Genomic DNA, 18,702 nt, shown 5'->3' with positions numbered 1-18,702 from the left:
CCCTCAGCGCATCTTGGGGTCGAGGGCGTTGCGGACCGCATCGCCGAACATCAGGAAGGACAGCACCGTGATCGAGACCATCACCGAGGGGATGACCAGGACGTACGGCGCGTTGCGGAGCTGGTCCTTCGCAGCGGACACATCGATGCCCCACGAGACCGTCGGCTCGGCGAGGCCGATGCCGAGGAACGACAGGGTGGCCTCGGCGGCGATGTAACCGCCGAGCGCGATGGTGGCGACCACGATCACCGGAGCGATGGCGTTCGGCAGGATGTGCCGCGTCAGGATCCGGGTGGTGGAGGCGCCGAGCGCCTTGGCGGCGACCACGTAGTCGGACTGCTTGATCGTGATGACCGAGCCGCGGGCGACACGGGCGATCGACGTCCAGCCGAGGAAGGCCAGCGAGAGGATCACGACCCACACCGAGCGCTTCTCGAAGCTGGTCAGGATGACCATGGCGCCGACGATGAAGGGGACGCCGAAGAAGACGTCGGTGATGCGCGACAGGATCGTGTCGATCCAGCCGCCGAAGTAACCGGCGAGCATGCCGATGATCAGACCCGTGATGGTGACCGCGAGGGTCACCACGACGCCGACGGTGATCGAGGCGCGGGCGCCGTACACGAGACGCGCGTAGATCGAGCGTCCCTGACCGTCGTAGCCGAGCCAGTCGGGGGCGAAGAAGTGGCCCCAGTTCGGGTGCTGGAGGTAGTGCTCGGCCAGGTTGGCTTCCCTCGGCGAGGCGCTGGTGAACAGCCCCGGGAAGATCGACATCACGGCGAGCAGCAGGATCAGCACCATCGAGACGATGAAGAGCGGGTTGCGCCGCAGGTCGTGCCAGGCGTCCGACCAGAGGCTGCGCGGCTTGCCGGGCGCCGGACCGGTGTCCGTGGCGGGCGGCGCGTCGACAGCGGTGGCCGAAGCGTCGGTGCTCTTGAGTGCGGTGGTGTCAGGCATACCGGATCCTCGGGTCCAGGACCGCGTAGAGCAGGTCGACGAGCAGGCTGCAGATGAGATAGACGACGACGAGCAGCGTCACGACGCCGACGACGGTGGCACCCTCACGCTTGCCCAGAGCCTCGAAGACGAGCGATCCGACGCCCTTGATGTTGAAGATGCCCTCGGTCACGATCGCGCCGCCCATCAGGGCGCCGATGTCGGTGCCGAGGAAGGTCACGACCGGGATGAGCGAGTTGCGCATCAGGTGCACGCCGATGACGCGGCGGCGCGGCAGGCCCTTGGCGACAGCCGTACGCATGTAGTCGGCGCGCATGTTCTCGGCGACCGAGGTACGGGTGAGGCGGGCGACGTACGCGAGCGACAGCGATGCCAGCACGATGGCCGGCATGATCAACTCGGTGTTGGTCGGTTCGAGACTCACGTTCGGCTTGGCGATGCCGAGCTGGAACGCGAAGAAGTACTGAACGAGGAAGCCCAGCACGAAGGACGGCATGGAGATCAGCACCAGCGTCAGACCGAGCAGACCGCGGTCCCGGAGGGACTCGGCCTTGAGGCCGGCGACGATGCCGAGCGAGATCCCGGCGACGACCGTGAAGACGAAGGCGAAGATCGCCAGTCTGACGGTGATCGGGTAGGCGTCGGAGATGACTTCGGCGACCGGACGCTGCGTTCCGATCTGGTTGCCGAGGTCGCCCTGGAAAAGATTGCCCAGGTAGTTCAGGTACTGCTGCCAGATCGGCTGGTCCAGGCCCAGATCTGCCTTCATGGACGCGATCTGCGCCGCGTCCACGTGCTGTTCACCGGCAAGTGCTCTGACGGGGTCGCCGGGCAGTGCGTACATCATCAGGAAGACCAGCAGGGTCGACCCGAGGAAGACCGGGATCATCTGGAGCAGTCGTCGTGCGACATAGCGCCCCATGGGTGCCTCCGTGTGGGGATAACTGCGGCGCGGGGGCCACCTCTTCGCAGAGGCGACCCCCGCGCCTCCGGCCGTGCTGAGGGGCAGCACGGGCGGATGACGGCCAGTTGGGGAATGACCCGCAGGCGTTACTTGGTGGTGACGCCGGTCAGTTCGAGGTCACCGTGGAAGTCGACAACGACGTTGTCGACGTTCTTGCCGTGGCCGCCGTTGATGCGGTAGTACCAGAGCGGGATCGCCGGCATCTTCTCGACGAGCGCCTTCTCGACCTCCTGGTAGGCGGCGACCGACTCCTCCAGGGAGTCCGCCTTGTCGCCCTTGGCCATCAGCTCGTCGATCTCCTTGTCGGCGAACCGACCGTTGTTCGACTCGGCCTTGGAGTGGTAGAGCTCCTTGAGGAAGTTCACGTTGACCGGGTAGTCGGCGACCCAGCCACCGCGGTACATGCCCTTGACCTCGTTGTTGTCACGAGCCTCGAGGTCGGTCGGGAAGTCCGGCTTCGCGTCGCCCACGCAGTCGACCCCGGTGGCGTTGCGGATGGACTCGCAGACAGCGGTCACCCACTCCTTGTGCCCGCCGTCGGCGTTGTACTGGATGGAGAACTTGTTGCCGGGAACACCGCCGCCCTCCTTGATGAGAGCCTTCGCCTTGACCGGGTCGTACTTCAGGAAGTCCGACTCGAGCTGCTGGTTGCCCTTGACCTGCGGCGGCGTGAAGCTCGTCGCGGGGGTACGGGTGTTGTTCAGCACGGTCTTGGTGATCGTGTCACGGTCGATGCCCATGGACAGGCCCTGGAGGACCTTGGGGTCGATGTCCTTGAACGTGTCCGTGTAGAAGGCCGGGACCAGCGTCTGGATCGCGGCGTAGGGCTGCTCGATCGCGCCGTCGCCCAGGTCCGTCTTGTACTTGGGCAGGTCACGCGGGCCGACCTGGCGGATCATGTCCAGGTTGCCGGAGAGGACGTCCGAGTAGGCGGCCTCGACGGTCGAGTAGTTCTTGAACTGGATGCCCTTGTTGGCAGCCTTGTTCGGGCCCTGGTACTCGTCCCAGGCCTTGACCTGGATGAGCTTCTTGTGGGTCCACTTCTCGAACGTGTACGGACCGTTACCGATCGGCTTCTGGCCGAACGCCTTCGGGTCGTCGTAGAAGACCTTCGGCAGCGGCGCGAACGTCGCGTAACCGAGCTTGTAGTTGAAGTACGGGACCTTGTCGGTCAGCTCGATCGTGAACGTGGTGTCGTCCACGGCCTTGAGACCCGACATCTCCTTGGACTTGGCCGCACCCTTCTCGGGGTGGACGTCCGCGTAGCCCTTGATGTCGGAGAACCAGAAGGCGTTCTGCTGCTTGTTGTCGACGTTGGCGTACCAGTTCCACGCGTCGATGTACGACTGCGCGGTCACGGCCTCACCGTTGTGGAACTTCCAGCCGGCCTTGAGCTTGACGGTCCACGTCTTGGAGTCCTCGGTCTCGACGGACTCGGCGTTCGTGAGGACGATCTCGCCCTTGCTGTCGAAGTCCAGCAGCTGGGTGAACAGCGACTGGATGACGTAGGAGCCGTTGCTCTCGTTCGTGTCGGCCGGCATCAGAGGCTTCTGGGGCTCGCCGACGTCGATCGAGACGTAACCGGCGGGCTGTCCCGACGTGTTCTTCTTGCCTTCGTCGCTGCTGTCGCCGCCGCCACAGGCAGTCGCGGCCAGGGCGATGACGGCCGCTCCCGCGACCCACTTGGCGCTCTTGGCACCGCGCATGGGTTTCCTCCTCATGAGTCCACTTTTGACTACAAGAAGGGCACTGGAGAGATTCACCGACACCCCTGACGGTGATCGTTCAGTGCCCCGAGTGTGCTCGTGAGTCGGCACTCCCCACAGTGCGTGACCCATTGACCCGAGCTCAATGGAGCCAACTATTGAGTACGGCCGGGCTGTAAACCACACTTAAAGGGTCTCGGTTTGACAACATCAGCACCCTCTGCGTGCCCGAAATCCGGACAAAGCGATCCCAGACAGACACGCCCGAAACGGACTGTTAACACATGTTCCGGAGAGCGACCCCCGATATCCGGACACCTTGGTCATAAAAAGAGATTGACGAAGGCCCGGCCCACCTCAGTGTCCGTGGTGGGCCGGGCCTTCTGTCAATGGCCGCGCTGACGGGCCGTCGGACGGACCCGGGAGGGCTCCGGGCGCCTCCCCATCCGGAGTCTTCCGCTCCGGCGCAGGTCGGGGCCCGGCGGGCGTCCGGGGCGCCGGGCTCTCGAGCCGCCCCGCCGGGCACACAGGACCGCCCGGAAGCCCTTGGGGGGCGTCCGGGCGGTCCTCACGGCCCAGGGGGCCACGTGTCAGCCGTACGGGACCGGCGCCGACCCCGGGAGGGGTGCGCCGGCCGTCCGCTCGGGCGGGGTGTCAGCCGTGCTTGGCGCGCGAGGCCGTGCGACCGCGCTGCTTGGCGTCCAGGACGACCTTGCGGATGCGCACGGTCTCCGGGGTCACCTCGATGCACTCGTCCTCGCGGCAGAACTCCAGGGACTGCTCCAGCGACAGCTTGCGGGCCGGGACCACGTTCTCCGTGGTGTCCGCGGAGGCCGCGCGCATGTTGGTGAGCTTCTTCTCCTTGGTGATGTTCACGTCCATGTCGTCGGCGCGGCTGTTCTCGCCGATGATCATGCCCTCGTAGACCTCGGTGCCGGCCTCGGTGAAGATGACACCGCGCTCTTGGAGGTTGACCATCGCGAACGGCGTGACGGAGCCGGCGCGGTCGGCCACCAGCGAGCCGTTGTGACGGGTGCGCAGCTCGCCGAACCACGGCTCGTGGCCCTCGAAGATCGAGTGCGCGATGCCGGTGCCGCGGGTCTGCGTCAGGAACTCCGTACGGAAGCCGATGAGGCCGCGGGAGGGGACGATCCACTCCATGCGGACCCAGCCGGAGCCGTGGTTCGTCATGGTCTCCATACGGCCCTTGCGGGTCGCCATGAGCTGCGTGATGGCGCCGAGGTGCTCCTCGGGCGAGTCGATCGTCATGCGCTCGATCGGCTCGTGGGTCTTGCCGTCGATCTGCTTGGTGACGACCTCGGGCTTGCCGACGGTCAGCTCGAAGCCCTCGCGGCGCATCTGCTCGACCAGGATGGCGAGCGCGAGCTCGCCTCGGCCCTGGACCTCCCAGGCGTCGGGGCGCTCGGTGTCCAGGACGCGGAGCGAGACGTTACCGATCAGCTCCCGGTCCAGGCGGTCCTTCACCTGGCGGGCGGTGACCTTGTGGCCCTTGCCGCCCTTGCCGACGAGCGGCGAGGTGTTGGTGCCGATGGTCATCGAGATGGCCGGCTCGTCGACCGTGATCAGCGGCAGCGCGATCGGGTTCTCCGGGTCGGCCAGCGTCTCGCCGATCATGATGTCCGGGATACCGGCGATGGCGCAGATGTCACCGGGGCCGGCCACCTCGGCCGGCTTGCGGGTGAGCGCCTCGGTCATCATCAGCTCGGTGATGCGGACGTTGGACATGGTGCCGTCGCGCTTGATCCAGGTGACCGTCTGGCCCTTGCGGAGCTCGCCCTGCTCGACGCGGCAGAGCGCGATGCGGCCGAGGAAGTTGTCGGCGTCCAGGTTGGTGACGTGGGCCTGGAGCGGCGCTTCGGCGTCGAACTCCGGGGCCGGGACGTGGCTGAGGATCGTCGAGAAGAACGGCTCCAGGTTGTCGCTGTCCGGCGGGACGGTGCCGTCCTCGGGCTTGGTCAGCGAGGCGACGCCGTCACGGGCGCAGGCGTAGACGATCGGGAACTCGATCTGGTCCTCGTCCGCGTCCAGGTCCAGGAACAGGTCGTACGTCTCGTCGACGACCTCGGCGATCCGGGAGTCGGGGCGGTCCGTCTTGTTGATGCAGAGGATGACCGGCATCTTGGCGGCCAGCGCCTTGCGCAGCACGAAGCGGGTCTGGGGCAGCGGGCCCTCGGAGGCGTCGACGAGCAGCACGACCGCGTCCACCATCGACAGACCACGCTCGACCTCGCCACCGAAGTCGGCGTGGCCGGGGGTGTCGATGATGTTGATCGTGATCGGGTCCCCGCCGTCCTTGGGGTGATACTTCACCGCCGTGTTCTTGGCGAGGATCGTGATGCCCTTCTCACGCTCCAGGTCGTTCGAGTCCATCATCCGGTCGTCGAGCGACTCGGCAGCGTGCGCGGCGAAGGAGCCGGCCTGCTTGAGCATGGCGTCGACCAGCGTGGTCTTGCCGTGGTCGACGTGGGCGACGATGGCTACGTTACGGATGTCGTGGCGCGTGGGCATGGGTGGCTTGCGCTTCTCTCGGATCGTGGGATCAGGCGTCTCAGTCGGTCTTCGAGTCCTCGTACGCCCGCCGGGCGGCACGCCACGGCTCGTCCCATCGTACGGGCCCGGGGCCCACCGGGCTTCCCGGACCGATCCGCGGACGCGGTCTTCCCGTGTGATTCAGGCGATATTCAGCCGCTGTCAAGGAACTGCCGGGCCATTTTGGGTGGCCGGATTCAGGCGGAGCGGTGGTGGAGCGTGTGGGGGGTGAGGAGCGGTGACGCGATGAACGGCCCGGGTCAGGGCAGAAACCACCCTGCCCGCCGGGCGAACCGGCGGGCAAGGGTTTTGAGGTGCATCTGAGCTTGGCGGCGGGGCCCTGTGGCGGTTCCCCGCTACTTCTTGCGGTCTGCGGGGGAACCTGCCGCTTGCCGGTTCTTGAACCCGATGTCCTGGTACCGGGGGGCCGCGAAACCGAACGCCCCGACGTTGGCGAGCTTCTTGTCGACCGCGACCAGTTGCGGCCGCTGGAAGAGGGGGATCGATCCGGCGGCGGCCCAGATCCGGGCGTCCGCCTGCTTCATCAGCTCCCGCGCCGCCTTCTCGTCGAGTTCGGCGGCCGCCTGGTCGAACAGCTGGTCGATGTGGTCGGTGCCGACCCGGGTGTAGTTCTGCTCCACGAGGAGCGACCCGTCGGTGGCGGGCTCCGGCTTGGCGTAGATCGGGCGCCCGTCGGTGGCCGGGTAGGCGGTCGCGGGCCACGAGTAGAGCGCCAGGTCGTACGCGCCGGAGGCGACGTGGTCCTTGAAGTAGCTCTCGTCGGGGACCTTGATGATCTCCGTGCCGATGCCGATCTTCTCCAGCATCACCGCGATCTTGTCGCCGACGCTGCGCAGCGACTGGGAGCCGGGCCCGGAGGGGAGGACGAAGCGCAGGGTCAGCGCCTTGCCGTCCTTGCCGAGCTGTCCCTTGGCGGCGGCGGGCGCCGGGGCGGCGGTGCCGACGGGCGCGTACGCCCCGGCGGCTCCCCCGGGCCGCTTGTCCTGGGCCGCGACGGCGCCGTCCTCGCCGAGGGCGCCGGCCTGACGGCGCAGGGCGGCGCTCTGGGCGGCGGCGGCCCGGCCGGGGGCCAGGACGTGGATGGCGGCGGCGCCGCCGGTGGAGGCGGCCTGCGCCGGGGCGTGGGCGCCGGGCTTGTTGTCCTGGCCGACGATGTAGAGGCCCTCGTCACGGGAGGCGGCGCTGTCCTCGGAGGCCCGGTCGGCCTTCTCGCCCTCCGCCTCCTTCGTGTCGCTCTCCTCCTCCTCCGCCTTCTCGGTGCTCCCGGCCTTCCCGGCCTTCTCCTCCTCGTCCGTCTTCTCGGCCTTCTCCTCGGAGCTCTGTCCGGCCTTCTCGCCCGTCGCGCCCTCGGAGGGCTTCTTCTCCGCGCCCTCGGCGCCGCCCCGGTCGCCCTTCTTCTCCGCTTCGCTGCCCGCCTTGGTGTCCTTGGGCGGCTCGGCCGCGCCGCCCCGCGTCCAGCCGGCGTCCGCCAGCAGGGCCTGCGCCTCCTCGGTGTTCTGGTCGCCGAGCGCCCCGCTGCCGTCCTTGTAGCCGGGCTGGCCCGCGAGGGCGAGGTGGCTGCCGAGCGGCTTCGCCGGAAGGCCCAGCGGCCCCAGGACCGTCCGGGCCAGCTCCTCGCGGTCCAGGGCGCGGGCCACCGCCCGCCGGACCCGGTCGTCGGCGAGGGGGCCGGACTCGCCGTTCAGCGCGAGCTGGGTGTAGGCGGGTTCCAGGGACTTGCGGACCGCGAAGTCGCGCAGGGCCTTCTGCTCGGCGGTGTACGCGACGACGGCCTTGCGGTTCTTCTCCCGGGCGGCCTGCGCGATCTCGGCGGCCTCCTCGTCGGACCCGTGCGCCAGGGCCCAGGAGCGCAGGGCCGCGGCGGGCGTGGTCGTGGAACCCGGGCCGTGGGCGAGCGGCTGGCCGTTGCCGCCCCGGTCGCGGCGGGCGAGGGTGATGCGGTCGGCGGTGGCGGCGTCGATGTCGGCGACGTCCACCGTGCCGTCGGCGAGCGCCCGCGTACGGTCCTTCGCGGCGACCGCGCGGAAGACGAGGGTGTCCAGCTTGGCCTTCTCCCCCCACCAGCGCGGGTTGCGGGCCAGCGTGACGGTGCCCTCGGACTTGCTGACGCCGCGCAGGACGAAGGGCCCGGCGGTGTTCTTCAGGGTGGCGCGCGCCCCGTCGTTGAAGGCGTCCGGCGAGCCGGTGACCTCCTTCGGGTAGAGCGGCGAGAACAGCGAGCGCCAGTCCGCGTACGGCTTGGCGAACGTGACCCGCACCTGGAGGTCGTCCGCGCCCCGCTCGATCTTCTCGATCCGCTCGTAACCGGAGTTGCGGGCGGTCCAGAACGCGGAGTCCTTGCCCCGGAGCGCCCGCCACTGGGCGACGAAGTCGGGGGCCCCGATCTCCCGTCCGTCGCTCCACACCGCCTGCTGGTTGAGCTTGTAGAGCACGACCTGCTTCGGCTCGCGCTCGATGATCTCGGCGGACTCCAGGTAGTCCGGGTTGAGCTTCGGCTGCCCGGACTTGTCCATCGGGAAGAGCGTCGGGAGCAGGGCTCCGGTGATCCGGGTGGTGGCGCTGTCCGCGTCCGCCTGGAAGGCGTTGAAGGTGGCGGGCAGCGCGTCGACCGCCCAGTTCACCGTGGACCCGTCGGTGACCGCCTGGCGGGCGGCGGGTGCGATGTCCTGGGGCACGCCCCGGGAGGTCTCCTCGCTGCCGGAGGTGCAGCCGGCCAGCACCGGGATCGTGAGCACCCCCGTCGTGAGGAGCGCGAGCGATCGGCGCTTTCGGACCGTCCCGCGCGGGACGCCGACGTGGGACATGGCTGATACCTCCGGGGCCGGCCCGGACCACCCCGTACCGGAATGGACCGGATAGTGCGTATGTGGTGGCATTTACTGTTGATCACACTGATTCCTTCCGCCCACTGAAAACGCCCCCTCGCGCGAGGGGGCGCAGACACGGCGGGCGGCGGGCGCAAGCTCACCCGGCCGGAGGAACGTTTCACTTCCGCGGGGTGCGGGGCCCCCGGCGCGGCTCCGGGCGGCCTTGCTCCCCCCGCGGCCCACGATCTAGGGTGAATGCGCTTTCACGGGCCTCGTGATCGCATCGGCAGGCGAGCAGGCCGCCGGCCCGGTACCAGCACACGCGCCAGGCGCGGCGCTACGGATGAAGAAGCGGACGGTCGGTCGAGTGAGCGCCCCCACGGTGTACGACGTCGCCGAGCGGTCGGGCGTCTCCATTGCCACGGTCTCCCGGGTCTACCGGAACCCCGATTCCGTACGCGCCCAGACCCGCGAGAAGGTCATGGAGGCGGCCCGCGAGCTGGGGTACGTGCCGTCCGGCAGCGCCCGGGGCCTGGCCAGCCGGACCACCGGCGTGCTCGGGCTCTGCTTCCCGGACTACGCGGACCCGGACGCCGAGACCGCCGCCGCGGCGAGCGACGCGGACGACGACCAGGCCGTGATGCTCTACTCCGACCAGATCATCCGGGGCATGGAACGGGCCGCCCGGCGGCACGGCTACGCCCTGCTGATCGCCGCCTCGCTGGACGGCGGCCCGGAGAGCCTGGTGGCGAAGGTCGCGGGCCGGGTCGACGGGTTCGCCGTCCTGGCGCGGACCGTGCCGACCGAGGACCTGGAGGTGATATCGCGCCGGCTGCCCGTGGTGATGCTCGCCGGGCCGCGCGAGATCGACCACCTGGACCACATCGTGGTGGCCAACACCGAGGGCGAACGGGAGCTGACCCGCCACCTCATCGAGGACCACGGGCTGCGCAGGCTGGCGTTCATCGGCAGCGAGGAGAACTCACCGGACGCCGAGGCCCGGTTCCGGGGCTTCCAGGAGGGGTGCCGGGACGCGGGTCTGCCGGTGCCCTCCCGGCCGGAGCTGCGCGCCGGGATGATGACGCAGGCCGAGGGCGCGCTGGCGGCGGGCACCCTGCTGGACCGGTCGGAGGGTACGGGGGTGGAGCGCCCGGAGGCGATGCTGTTCGCCAACGACCAGATGGCGGTCGGCGCGCTCCAGGCGCTGGAGCGGCGCGGGGTGCGGGTGCCCGAGGACATCGCCGTGACCGGCTTCGACGGGATCCCGCTGAGCCGGATCGTCCGCCCGCCCCTGACGACCGTCCGGCAGCCGATCCGGCAGCTGGGCGAGCAGGCGGTGGAGCTGCTGGTGCAGCGCCTGGCGGACCCGGGCCGCGCCCCGGTCTCCCTGGAGCTGCCGGTCTCCGTGACCCGCCGCGCGAGCTGCGGCTGCGGCTGAGGGCCCCTGCCGCGGCGAGTGCCGGGGGCGTCGAGCACCCGCGGCTCCCGCCGGGCGGCCGGGGCCGGGCGCGGTCGCCCCGCAGCCGCCGTCACCGCGCCGCCGTGAGCCGCTCCGCGAAGAACCGCGTCCGGTTCGCCTCCAGCTCCGCCGCCTCGGCCGCCATGCCCCGGTACGCGAAGTGCCCCGCCGTCAGCACCTGGAGCTCACGCTCACCGGCCAGCGCGTTGTGCACGGCGAACTGCCCGGGCGGCGGCACGGACGGGTCGAAGAGGGCGGCCGCGATCAGGGTGGGCAGCGTCAGCCGGGTGGCCGCCGTCGCCGCGTCGAAGTAGCCGAGGACCTCCGTGACCCCGGGGTGCTCGCGGTGGTGCGCCCGGACCGCCTCGCCGCTGCCCGCGCAGGGCAGGGTCAGGCGCAGCGGGTGGTTGCCGAAGGTGGGGACCGTGAGCTGGGCAGCGCCGAAGCGGTCGTCCCAGGGCAGCGCGAGGGCCCCGAGCCCGCCGCCGAAGCTCTCGCCCAGGTAGCCGAGGCGGGGGCCGCCGGGCCGGCCGGCCGGCTCCAGCTCCGGGACGAGGGCCGTGAGGGCGGAGGCGGCGCACCAGAGGTCGGCCACGCAGTCCCCGATGACGTACGACGCACGGGATTCGATGCCGTGCAGGACGTGCGCGTCGGCCACGTCCGGGATGCCGTCCACCCGGCCCCGCTCCCCCATGCCCCGGACGCACGGCAGGAGCACGGCGGCCCCGGGCAGCGGCGGCGGCAGGTCGCGGCCGGGCTCCTGGCGTCCGCCGTAGCCGTGCCCGACGACGAATCCGTACCGGACGGGCCCCTCGGCGGGCAGGGCGAGCCAGCCGCCGAGCCGGACGCCGCCCACGGAGGTGTAGGTCACGCCGTGGATCCGCAGGCCGTCGCGCTCCTCCTCCACCGGGCCGAGGACCGGCCGCGGGTCGACGGCGCGGGCGCGGGCGTACCGGCCGCGCCAGAAGGCGTCGAAGCCGTCGGGGGCGGGCGGGGCGGGGATGCCCAGCAGGGCGTCCGGCGCGTCGTACCCGTAGGCCGGGTCGAACGGGAAGTCGTGGGCGAGGGCGACGGGTGAGGCCATGCCGCGAGGGTAGACGCCGACCACGACGCCGACGCGGGCACGTCCCCTCCGCCGCCGCCCGGCCGTCGGCCGTCGCGTCCGCCGCCGCCCGACCGGAGACGAATCGGTCACATCGCCTGTTGCTCCACAAATTGTGCGTTTACGGTTCAACCACAAGGCGCCGGGATGTCGAGCACGTTGCACGAGTGTGACCCAGCACCCTCTTGCGGATTGCCGAAGGACTGGCGCAGAGTGATGTATGCGCTTACAGGCAGCGCATACATCGCGCCGCATTCGGATTGCTCAAGGAGGAGCCCTCCCATGTCCCGCATCGCCAGAACCGCTCCCGCAGGCATAGCGCTCGCGCTCGCCGTGACCCTTTCCGCCTGCGGCTCCTCCGGCGGCGGCGACGTCGCGGCGGACGAGAAGCAGACGCTCACCGTGTGGGCGATGGGGGCCGAGGGCGAAAAACTCGCCGACGTGGCCAAGGTCTACGAGAAGGCCAACCCGAACATCACCGTCAAGGTGACCCCGATCGGCTGGGACGTCGCCCACCAGAAGCTCGTCTCGGCAGCCGCGGCGGGCACCCTGCCCGACGTGGCGCAGATGGGCGGCAGTTACATGGGCGAGTTCTCCGAGCTCGGTGTGCTGGAGCCGGTGGACACCAAGGTCTTCGACAAGAAGGACTTCTTCCCGGCGGGCTGGGAGCAGGGCGAGGTGGACGGCACCGCCTACGGCGTGCCGTGGTACGTCGACACCCGCGTCCTCTACTACCGCACGGACCTGGCCGAGAAGGCCGGCGTCACCGAGGCCCCGACCGACTGGAAGGGCCTGAAGGACCTGGCGGGCGCGTACCAGGAGAAGGCCGGGACCAAGTGGGGGCTGTCCATCCAGCCCAGCGGCCTGGACACCGTGCAGAACTTCTACTCCTTCCTGTACTCGGCCGGCGGCGAGATCGTCAACGACAAGGGCGAGGCCGTCGTCGACAGCCCGGAGGCCGTCAAGGCGCTGAAGGAGTACGGCTCGTACTTCGACAAGGGCCTCTCCAACAAGTCCGTGCAGCCCGGCTACGACGTGGTGAAGGACTTCGGCAACGGCCGGGTCCCGATGTTCTTCGGCGGCCCCTGGCACGTGACGCTCCTCAACGAGGGCCAGCCGCAGATCAAGGGCAAGTGGGCCATCGCCAACGTCCCGGCGGACGCCTCCTCCACCTCCATGGCCGGCGGTTCCTCCCTCGTCGTCTCCAAGGACAGCGAGCACAAGGCCGCGGCCACCGAGTTCATCACGTACCTGACCGACACGAAGGGCCAGGCCGACTGGTACGAGCGGACGAAGGACCTGCCCGCCAACACCTCCGCGTGGGAGTCCGGCGCGCTCGCCGACGACGCCGACCTCCAGATCTTCAAGAAGCAGATGGACACCGCCAAGTCCTCGCCGTCCCTGGCCAACTGGACCGAGATCACCGACAAGGTGGACCAGGCCATCGCCAAGGTGACGCAGGGCAAGGCTTCCGCCGAGGACGCGCTGAAGACCGCGCAGTCCGAGATCGAAGGTCTCGTGAAGCAGTAGCCATGAGCACCACGACCGAGAAGGCCCGAGGGCCCCGGAAGGCCGGGGCCGCACCGTCCCCGGCCTCCGGGGGCAGCCGGGGACGCAAGCCGTCGATGGGCGTCCAGAACGCGGCGGGCTGGCTGTTCTCCACCCCGTTCCTCGTCCTGTTCACCGTCTTCATGGCGTTCCCGATCCTCGCCACGCTGGTGATGAGCTTCACGGACTTCGGGCTGCGCAACGTGACGCGCCCGTGGGAAGCGGAGTTCATCGGGTTCGAGAACTACGTCAACCTCTTCGGCGACGAGAAGTTCCTCAAGTCCCTCTTCAACACGGGGTACTTCGTCGTCGTCGGCGTGCCGCTGACCATCGGCATCGGACTGGTCGTCGCCGTGCTGCTGAACAACGGCATCGACCGGGCGCGGACCTTCTTCCGGGTCGGCTTCTACGCCCCGGTGGTCACCACGATCGTGGCGGTGGCCGTCGTCTGGCGGTTCGTCCTCGATCCGAGCGACGGGCTGATCGCGGGCCTCTTCTCCGAAGTGGGCTGGACGGCTCCGGACTTCCTCGGCTCCGAGACGCTGGCGATGCCGTCGCTGATCGTCATGGCGGTCTGGCGGAACGTCGGCACGGTGATGGTGCTGTTCATCGCGGGCCTCCAGGCGATCCCCACCGAGGTGCGGGAGGCCGCGAAGCTCGACGGCGCGAGCGTCTGGCAGGAGTTCCGGTCCATCACGGTCCCGCTGCTGCGTCCGACGGTCCTCTACGCCACGGTGATCACGACGATCGGCTACCTCAACGTGTTCGAGGAGCCGTTCGTGATGACCCAGGGCGGCCCGTCCGACTCGACCCTCACGGTCTCGCTGAACATGTACCGCGAAGGGTTCAACTTCTTCCACATGGGCTACGCGAGCGCCATGGCGTACGTCCTCTTCGTGGTGATCATGGGCATCACGGTGCTCCAGCTCCGACTGCTGAAGGACAACACGAAATGAGCGCCAACAGCGGGAACGCACCGGCCGGGCTCCTGGAGAAGAAGGGGAGCGCCGAGCCGCGGACGAAGCGGAGCGCCTCCCGCCCCCTCGTCTACGTCCTGCTCTCGCTCGGTCTGCTGGTCATGTCGGCGCCCTTCCTCTGGATGGGGCTCTCCGCCTTCAAGACGCAGAGCGAGCTGTCGGCCAGCCCGCCCGTGTGGATCCCCACCGAGTGGACCCTGGAGAACTTCCGGCAGCTGCTCGACAAGCTGGACCTGCCGCTGTACTTCATGAACTCGGTGATCGTGGCGGTCCTGGTGACCGTCTCGAACCTGGTCTTCTGCTCGATGCTCGGCTACGCCCTGGCGAAGCTGAACTTCGTCGGCCGCAACAAGATCTTCGGCCTGGTGCTCGGCGCGCTGATGGTGCCCGGCAACCTGATGCTGCTGCCGCTGTTCGTGCTGATGAGCAAGCTCCAGCTGATCGACAGCTACGCGGGTCTGGTGCTGCCGTTCGCCGCCGGAGCCTTCGGGGTCTTCCTGATGCGCCAGTTCATGCAGTCGATCCCGGACGAGCTGCTGGAGGCGGCCCGGATGGACGGCGCGAGCGAGTGGTACATCTTCTGGCGGATCGTGATGCCGCTGGTGAAGCCCGCCCTCGCGACCCTGTCGATCTTCACGTTCCTGGGTTCCTGGAACAACTTCGTCTGGCCGCTGATCGCGACCAACGACCCCGACAAGTACACCCTCCCGGTGGCCCTGGCGACCTTCGCCACCGACCCCAACAAGGCCGGCGGCTCCAACGGGATGCTGATGGCCGGGGCCTTCCTGATCGTGCTGCCGGTGCTGGTCGTCTTCATCGCGCTGCAACGGCACTTCACGCAGGGCATCGCCACGGCGGGCATGAAGTAGCGCGTCCGCCCGGGCACCTCTCGTACGAGGCCGCACCCCACCCCGCAACAGAGCGCGGCCACACCCCTCACCACCACCAGAAAGACATGTCGCGATGACACACACCCCTGCTTGGGACCAGAAGACCCCCGTCCCGTTCCCCGAGGGATTCCTCTGGGGCGCGTCCACGGCCGCCCACCAGATCGAGGGCAACAACACCGACAGCGACTGGTGGGTCAAGGAGCACGCCGCCGGCACCCACATCGCGGAGCCGAGCCTGGACGCCTGCGACAGCTACCACCGCTGGCCCGAGGACATGGACCTGCTGGCCTCGCTCGGCTTCACCGACTACCGCTTCTCCGTCGAGTGGGCCCGCATCGAGCCGGTCGAGGGCCACTTCTCGCGCGCCCAGCTCGCCCACTACCGGCGGATGGTGGAGGGCGCGATCGAGCGCGGCCTGCGTCCGATGGTGACCCTGCACCACTTCACCGTCCCGCAGTGGTTCGAGGCGCGCGGCGGCTGGACGGCCGAGGGCGCGGTGGAGCTGTTCGCGCGGTACGTGGCGGCCTGCGCCCCGGTGATCTCCGAGGGCGTCTCCCACGTCTGCACGATCAACGAGCCGAACATGATCGCCGTGATGGCGGGCCAGGCCAAGCGCGGCGACAACAGCTTCCCGCCCGCCGGCCTGCCCACCCCCGACGACGAGACGACCGCGGCCGTCATCGCCGCCCACCACGCGGCCGTCAAGGAGGTCCGGGCCCTGGACGCGGGCATCCAGGTCGGCTGGACCATCGCCAACCAGGTCTACCAGGCGCTCCCCGGCGCGGAGGACGTCACCGCCGCCTACCGCCACCCGCGCGAGGACGTCTTCATCGAGGCGGCGCGCGGCGACGACTGGATCGGCGTGCAGTCCTACACCCGTACGCGGATCGGCCCCGAGGGCCCGATCCCGGCGGCCGACGACGTCGAGCGGACCCTGACGACGTGGGAGTACTACCCGACGGCGGTCGGCGAGGCGCTGCGCCACACGGCCGCGGTGGTGGGCGACGTCCCGCTGATCGTCACGGAGAACGGCATCGCCACCGCCGACGACAGCCGCCGCGTCGACTACTACGCGGGCGCGCTGGACGAGGTCGCCTCGGCGCTGGCCGACGGCCTCGACATCCGGGGCTACCTGGCGTGGAGCGCCCTGGACAACTACGAGTGGGGCACGTACAAGGCCACGTTCGGCCTGATCGCCATCGACTGGGAGACCTTCGAGCGCACCCCCCGCGACTCGGCGAAGTGGCTGGGCTCGCTCGGCCGCACCCGCGAACTCCCGCGCACGGCAGCCTGACCCGCCCCCGGGCTGCCCCTCTGTACGGGGAGCCACCTGACGGCTCCCTCGGGTGGGCCGGGGGCCGGCGGATCCTGACGACCGCCGGCCCCCGACCCCCCGGTCCCGCCCGCCCCGCGCGACACCGCGCCCGGCTCGGCGCGACATCACCCGCCCCAACGCGCGGCGCGACACCGCCCGCGCCCGGACGCAGGGCACGCCCCCGTACGCCCGGCGCGCCCGCACGACCCCCGCACCACCTCGGATGCCGGGACGCCCCGCACGACCACGCATCCCCGCACCACCCCGCACCACCCCGCACGGCCGAACACCACGACTTGCCCTTCCCCTCCCCCTTCTGCCACCAGGAGCCGGAACGATGGACCGTCGCACGTTTCTCACCGCCGCAGGGACCGGGGCCGCGGCCCTGTCGCTCGGAGCCGTAACCGCCCCCGCGGCAGTCGCCGCCCCCGCCGGACCACGCCTTCTCACCACCTGGTTCCGTGACACGTACCGCTCGATGGAGGCGATGACGACCGACTTCGGCCTCGTCACCGACAAGATCGACCTGAGCGGCCCCGGAGCCCCCGTCCAGTCCGCCCAGACCTCGCCGACCAACATCGGCTGCGGCCTGTGGTCGACGGTGGCCGCCGCGGGCCTCGGCGTGATCCGCGAGAGCACGATGGTCCGCGCGCTGTCCCGTACGGTCGCGGCCGTCGAGAAGCTGGAACGCCACCACGGCTTCTGGCTCAACTGGTACGACGCGCACGACGGTTCGGTGCTGACCGAGTGGCCGGGCACCGGCGACCCGGTCCGCCCCTTCCTGTCCTCCGTCGACAACGCCTGGCTGGTGACGGGCCTGCGGATCGCCGCCGACGCGGCCCCGAGCCTGCGCCCCCGTATCCACCGCATCCTGGCCACGGCGGACTGGTCGTACTTCTACACCCCCTTCGACCCGGCCGACCCGGTCGCGGGCCCCGGCCAGCTGCGCGGCGGCGTCTGGACGGACACGGACGAGCCGACCCCGCACCACTACGGCGCGCTCAACACCGAGCCGCGCATGGCCAGTTACCTCGGCATCGCGGACGGCTCCCTCCCCTCTGACCACTACTGGCACATGCTGCGGACGATGCTGCCGGAGCACGAACAGGAGCAGAAGCCGGGCGGCGGATACGTCACCGTCGACGGCGTACGCGTCTGGAACGGCCACTACACCCACCGCGGCCGCAAGGTGGTCCCCACCTGGGGCGGTTCGATGTTCGAGGCGCTGATGGTGCCGCTGTTCGTGCCGGAGCCGCAGTGGTCGCCGCGCGCGTGGGGCGAGACCCACCACCGCTACGTGCGCGGCCACATCGACCACGGCCTGCGGGAGGCGGAGTACGGCTACTGGGGCTTCTCCCCCTCCAACGTCCCCGAGGACGGCTACCAGGAGTACGGGGTCGACGCGCTCGGCATGGCCGTCGACGGCTACGCCTCCAACACCGACCGCACGCACACCACGGACGGCGAACCCCTGCCGCCTCCCTCGGCGTTCACCAACGGCGTGGTCACCCCGCACGCCTCCTTCCTGGCCCTGCCGTACGCCGGCCGGGAGGCGGTGGCCAACCTGCGGGCCCTGGAGCGGGACTTCGGCGCGTACGAGGACGGGCTCGGCTTCCGGGACTCGGTGAACGTGTCGACGGGCCGGGTCAGCGACTTCATGCTCGCCCTGGACCAGGGCATGATCGTCGCCGCGCTCGCCCAGGAGCTGCGCCCCGGCCTGCTCCAGCGGCCGTTCCGCACGGGCGGCTTCCGGTCCCGGGTGCAGCCGCTGCTGGAGCGGGAGCGGTTCTCGATCTGAGGCCGCAGATGGGCCGGGCGCGCCACCCGAACCGCCCCGCGCGCCTCCGGTGGCGCGCCCGGCAATCCGGCGGCCCCGGCCCGTCCGCCGCCTCGACGGCCCACGTGGACACGGGATTCAACCGGGAACCCGGGGGCACGCTGAACTCCATGAGCCGTGGGGGAAAAGCCGTCACCACGACGCGCTTTCCGACGACCGGAGAAAGGGCAGGCGATGATGCGCGAGGTTCTTCTTTTCGCCGGAAACCGACCCGATGGGCCGTCCTGGTCGCCCTACCTGGCGGTAGGTCTATTCATCGTGTTCGGGGCCATCATCGCTTTCCTGTACGTACGCGATCGTGCGAAGTAGAAGCATCGGGCCGCGGGAAGGAGTGGGAATGAGTATGCCGGAGCCGCACGTCGGATGGACGGTGGAGCAGCGCGCCGCCGTCAAGCGGTATCTCCGGTTCGCCGCCGCATTCGGCTTCGTGGGTATCGTCCTCTCCGTCTTCCTGATCGCGTCCGGCAACAGCGGAGGGTGGGCACTGCTGGGGATCATCGGATGCGTCTCCGTCACCGGCTGGTTCTTCATCCGCCGAGGGAAGAACGGCCCCGCCTGACAGCCGGGTC

At 70.0% G+C, this 18,702-nt stretch carries 13 protein-coding genes; 7 read left to right on the top strand and 6 right to left on the bottom strand.

Annotated elements, in window-relative coordinates; translation table 11 throughout:
• Positions 1–3 precede the first annotated feature (3 nt).
• From DTB53_RS18590 to DTB53_RS18570, 5 genes are all read right to left on the bottom strand, one after another.
• Entirely contained in the window at positions 4–957 is a 954-nt protein-coding gene (locus tag DTB53_RS18590; protein ID WP_012379181.1) for an ABC transporter permease, read from the bottom strand.
• The gene (locus tag DTB53_RS18585; protein ID WP_003966528.1) at positions 950–1,879 is read right to left on the bottom strand and encodes an ABC transporter permease; all 930 of its coding nucleotides are present in this window, start codon (positions 1,877–1,879) and stop codon (positions 950–952) included. The genes DTB53_RS18590 and DTB53_RS18585 overlap by 8 nt, the downstream gene beginning before the upstream one ends.
• 128 nt (positions 1,880–2,007) lie before the next feature.
• Positions 2,008–3,627, bottom strand: coding sequence for a peptide ABC transporter substrate-binding protein (locus DTB53_RS18580; RefSeq protein ID WP_012379182.1), 1,620 nt, complete (start codon positions 3,625–3,627; stop codon positions 2,008–2,010).
• Between the two features lie 654 nt (positions 3,628–4,281).
• On the bottom strand, positions 4,282–6,156 hold the full coding sequence (gene typA / locus DTB53_RS18575) for a translational GTPase TypA (protein ID WP_003966530.1): 1,875 nt from the start codon (positions 6,154–6,156) through the stop codon (positions 4,282–4,284).
• Positions 6,157–6,533: 377 nt separating this feature from the next.
• Positions 6,534–9,002, bottom strand: a complete 2,469-nt coding sequence (locus DTB53_RS18570) for an ABC transporter family substrate-binding protein (RefSeq protein ID WP_012379183.1) — start codon at positions 9,000–9,002, stop codon at positions 6,534–6,536.
• 346 nt (positions 9,003–9,348) lie between these two features.
• On the opposite strand from DTB53_RS18570, the gene DTB53_RS18565 reads away from it, so the two are divergent.
• A complete protein-coding gene (locus tag DTB53_RS18565) occupies positions 9,349–10,443 on the top strand; it encodes a LacI family DNA-binding transcriptional regulator (protein WP_012379184.1) in 1,095 nt (364 codons plus the stop codon).
• 91 nt (positions 10,444–10,534) lie between these two features.
• On the opposite strand, the gene DTB53_RS18560 is transcribed toward DTB53_RS18565, so the two are convergent.
• A complete protein-coding gene (locus tag DTB53_RS18560) occupies positions 10,535–11,548 on the bottom strand; it encodes an acetylxylan esterase (RefSeq protein ID WP_012379185.1) in 1,014 nt (337 codons plus the stop codon).
• A gap of 300 nt (positions 11,549–11,848) precedes the next feature.
• Between DTB53_RS18560 and DTB53_RS18555 the strand changes: the two genes are divergently transcribed.
• The 6 genes from DTB53_RS18555 (at position 11,849) to DTB53_RS18530 (ending at position 18,692) form a co-directional block, all read left to right on the top strand.
• Positions 11,849–13,096: a sugar ABC transporter substrate-binding protein gene (locus DTB53_RS18555; protein ID WP_012379186.1), complete on the top strand. Its 1,248-nt coding sequence runs from the start codon at positions 11,849–11,851 to the stop codon at positions 13,094–13,096.
• 2 nt (positions 13,097–13,098) lie between these two features.
• Positions 13,099–14,070, top strand: a complete 972-nt coding sequence (locus DTB53_RS18550; protein ID WP_003966535.1) for a carbohydrate ABC transporter permease — start codon at positions 13,099–13,101, stop codon at positions 14,068–14,070.
• Positions 14,067–14,960 carry a carbohydrate ABC transporter permease gene (locus DTB53_RS18545; protein WP_003966536.1) on the top strand — a complete coding sequence of 298 codons (894 nt, stop codon included), beginning with the start codon at positions 14,067–14,069 and terminating at the stop codon, positions 14,958–14,960. Before DTB53_RS18550 ends, DTB53_RS18545 begins: the two co-directional genes overlap by 4 nt.
• 94 nt (positions 14,961–15,054) lie before the next feature.
• On the top strand, positions 15,055–16,275 hold the full coding sequence (locus DTB53_RS18540) for a glycoside hydrolase family 1 protein (protein WP_003966537.1): 1,221 nt from the start codon (positions 15,055–15,057) through the stop codon (positions 16,273–16,275).
• A gap of 358 nt (positions 16,276–16,633) precedes the next feature.
• Entirely contained in the window at positions 16,634–18,094 is a 1,461-nt protein-coding gene (locus tag DTB53_RS18535) for a glucoamylase family protein (RefSeq protein WP_042496208.1), read from the top strand.
• 376 nt (positions 18,095–18,470) lie between these two features.
• Positions 18,471–18,692 (top strand): hypothetical protein, encoded by a 222-nt coding sequence (locus DTB53_RS18530; RefSeq protein WP_042496211.1) that lies wholly within the window; start codon positions 18,471–18,473, stop codon positions 18,690–18,692.
• Positions 18,693–18,702: the final 10 nt, after the last annotated feature.

This window comes from Streptomyces griseus (assembly GCF_900460065.1).
Taxonomy (GTDB): Bacteria; Actinomycetota; Actinomycetes; order Streptomycetales; family Streptomycetaceae; genus Streptomyces; species Streptomyces griseus.
This window is presented reverse-complemented; position numbering and strand designations above follow the sequence as displayed.

Bases quoted from the DNA above. Each gene is read 5' to 3' on its own strand.
- DTB53_RS18590 (WP_012379181.1), bottom strand. From the start codon at position 957: ATGCCTGACACCACCGCACTCAAGAGCACCGACGCTTCGGCCACCGCT.
- DTB53_RS18585 (WP_003966528.1), bottom strand. From the start codon at position 1,879: ATGGGGCGCTATGTCGCACGACGACTGCTCCAGATGATCCCGGTCTTC.
- DTB53_RS18580 (WP_012379182.1), bottom strand. From the start codon at position 3,627: ATGCGCGGTGCCAAGAGCGCCAAGTGGGTCGCGGGAGCGGCCGTCATC.
- typA (WP_003966530.1), bottom strand. From the start codon at position 6,156: ATGCCCACGCGCCACGACATCCGTAACGTAGCCATCGTCGCCCACGTC.
- DTB53_RS18570 (WP_012379183.1), bottom strand. From the start codon at position 9,002: ATGTCCCACGTCGGCGTCCCGCGCGGGACGGTCCGAAAGCGCCGATCG.
- DTB53_RS18565 (WP_012379184.1), top strand. From the start codon at position 9,349: ATGAAGAAGCGGACGGTCGGTCGAGTGAGCGCCCCCACGGTGTACGAC.
- DTB53_RS18560 (WP_012379185.1), bottom strand. From the start codon at position 11,548: ATGGCCTCACCCGTCGCCCTCGCCCACGACTTCCCGTTCGACCCGGCC.
- DTB53_RS18555 (WP_012379186.1), top strand. From the start codon at position 11,849: ATGTCCCGCATCGCCAGAACCGCTCCCGCAGGCATAGCGCTCGCGCTC.
- DTB53_RS18550 (WP_003966535.1), top strand. From the start codon at position 13,099: ATGAGCACCACGACCGAGAAGGCCCGAGGGCCCCGGAAGGCCGGGGCC.
- DTB53_RS18545 (WP_003966536.1), top strand. From the start codon at position 14,067: ATGAGCGCCAACAGCGGGAACGCACCGGCCGGGCTCCTGGAGAAGAAG.
- DTB53_RS18540 (WP_003966537.1), top strand. From the start codon at position 15,055: ATGACACACACCCCTGCTTGGGACCAGAAGACCCCCGTCCCGTTCCCC.
- DTB53_RS18535 (WP_042496208.1), top strand. From the start codon at position 16,634: ATGGACCGTCGCACGTTTCTCACCGCCGCAGGGACCGGGGCCGCGGCC.
- DTB53_RS18530 (WP_042496211.1), top strand. From the start codon at position 18,471: ATGAGTATGCCGGAGCCGCACGTCGGATGGACGGTGGAGCAGCGCGCC.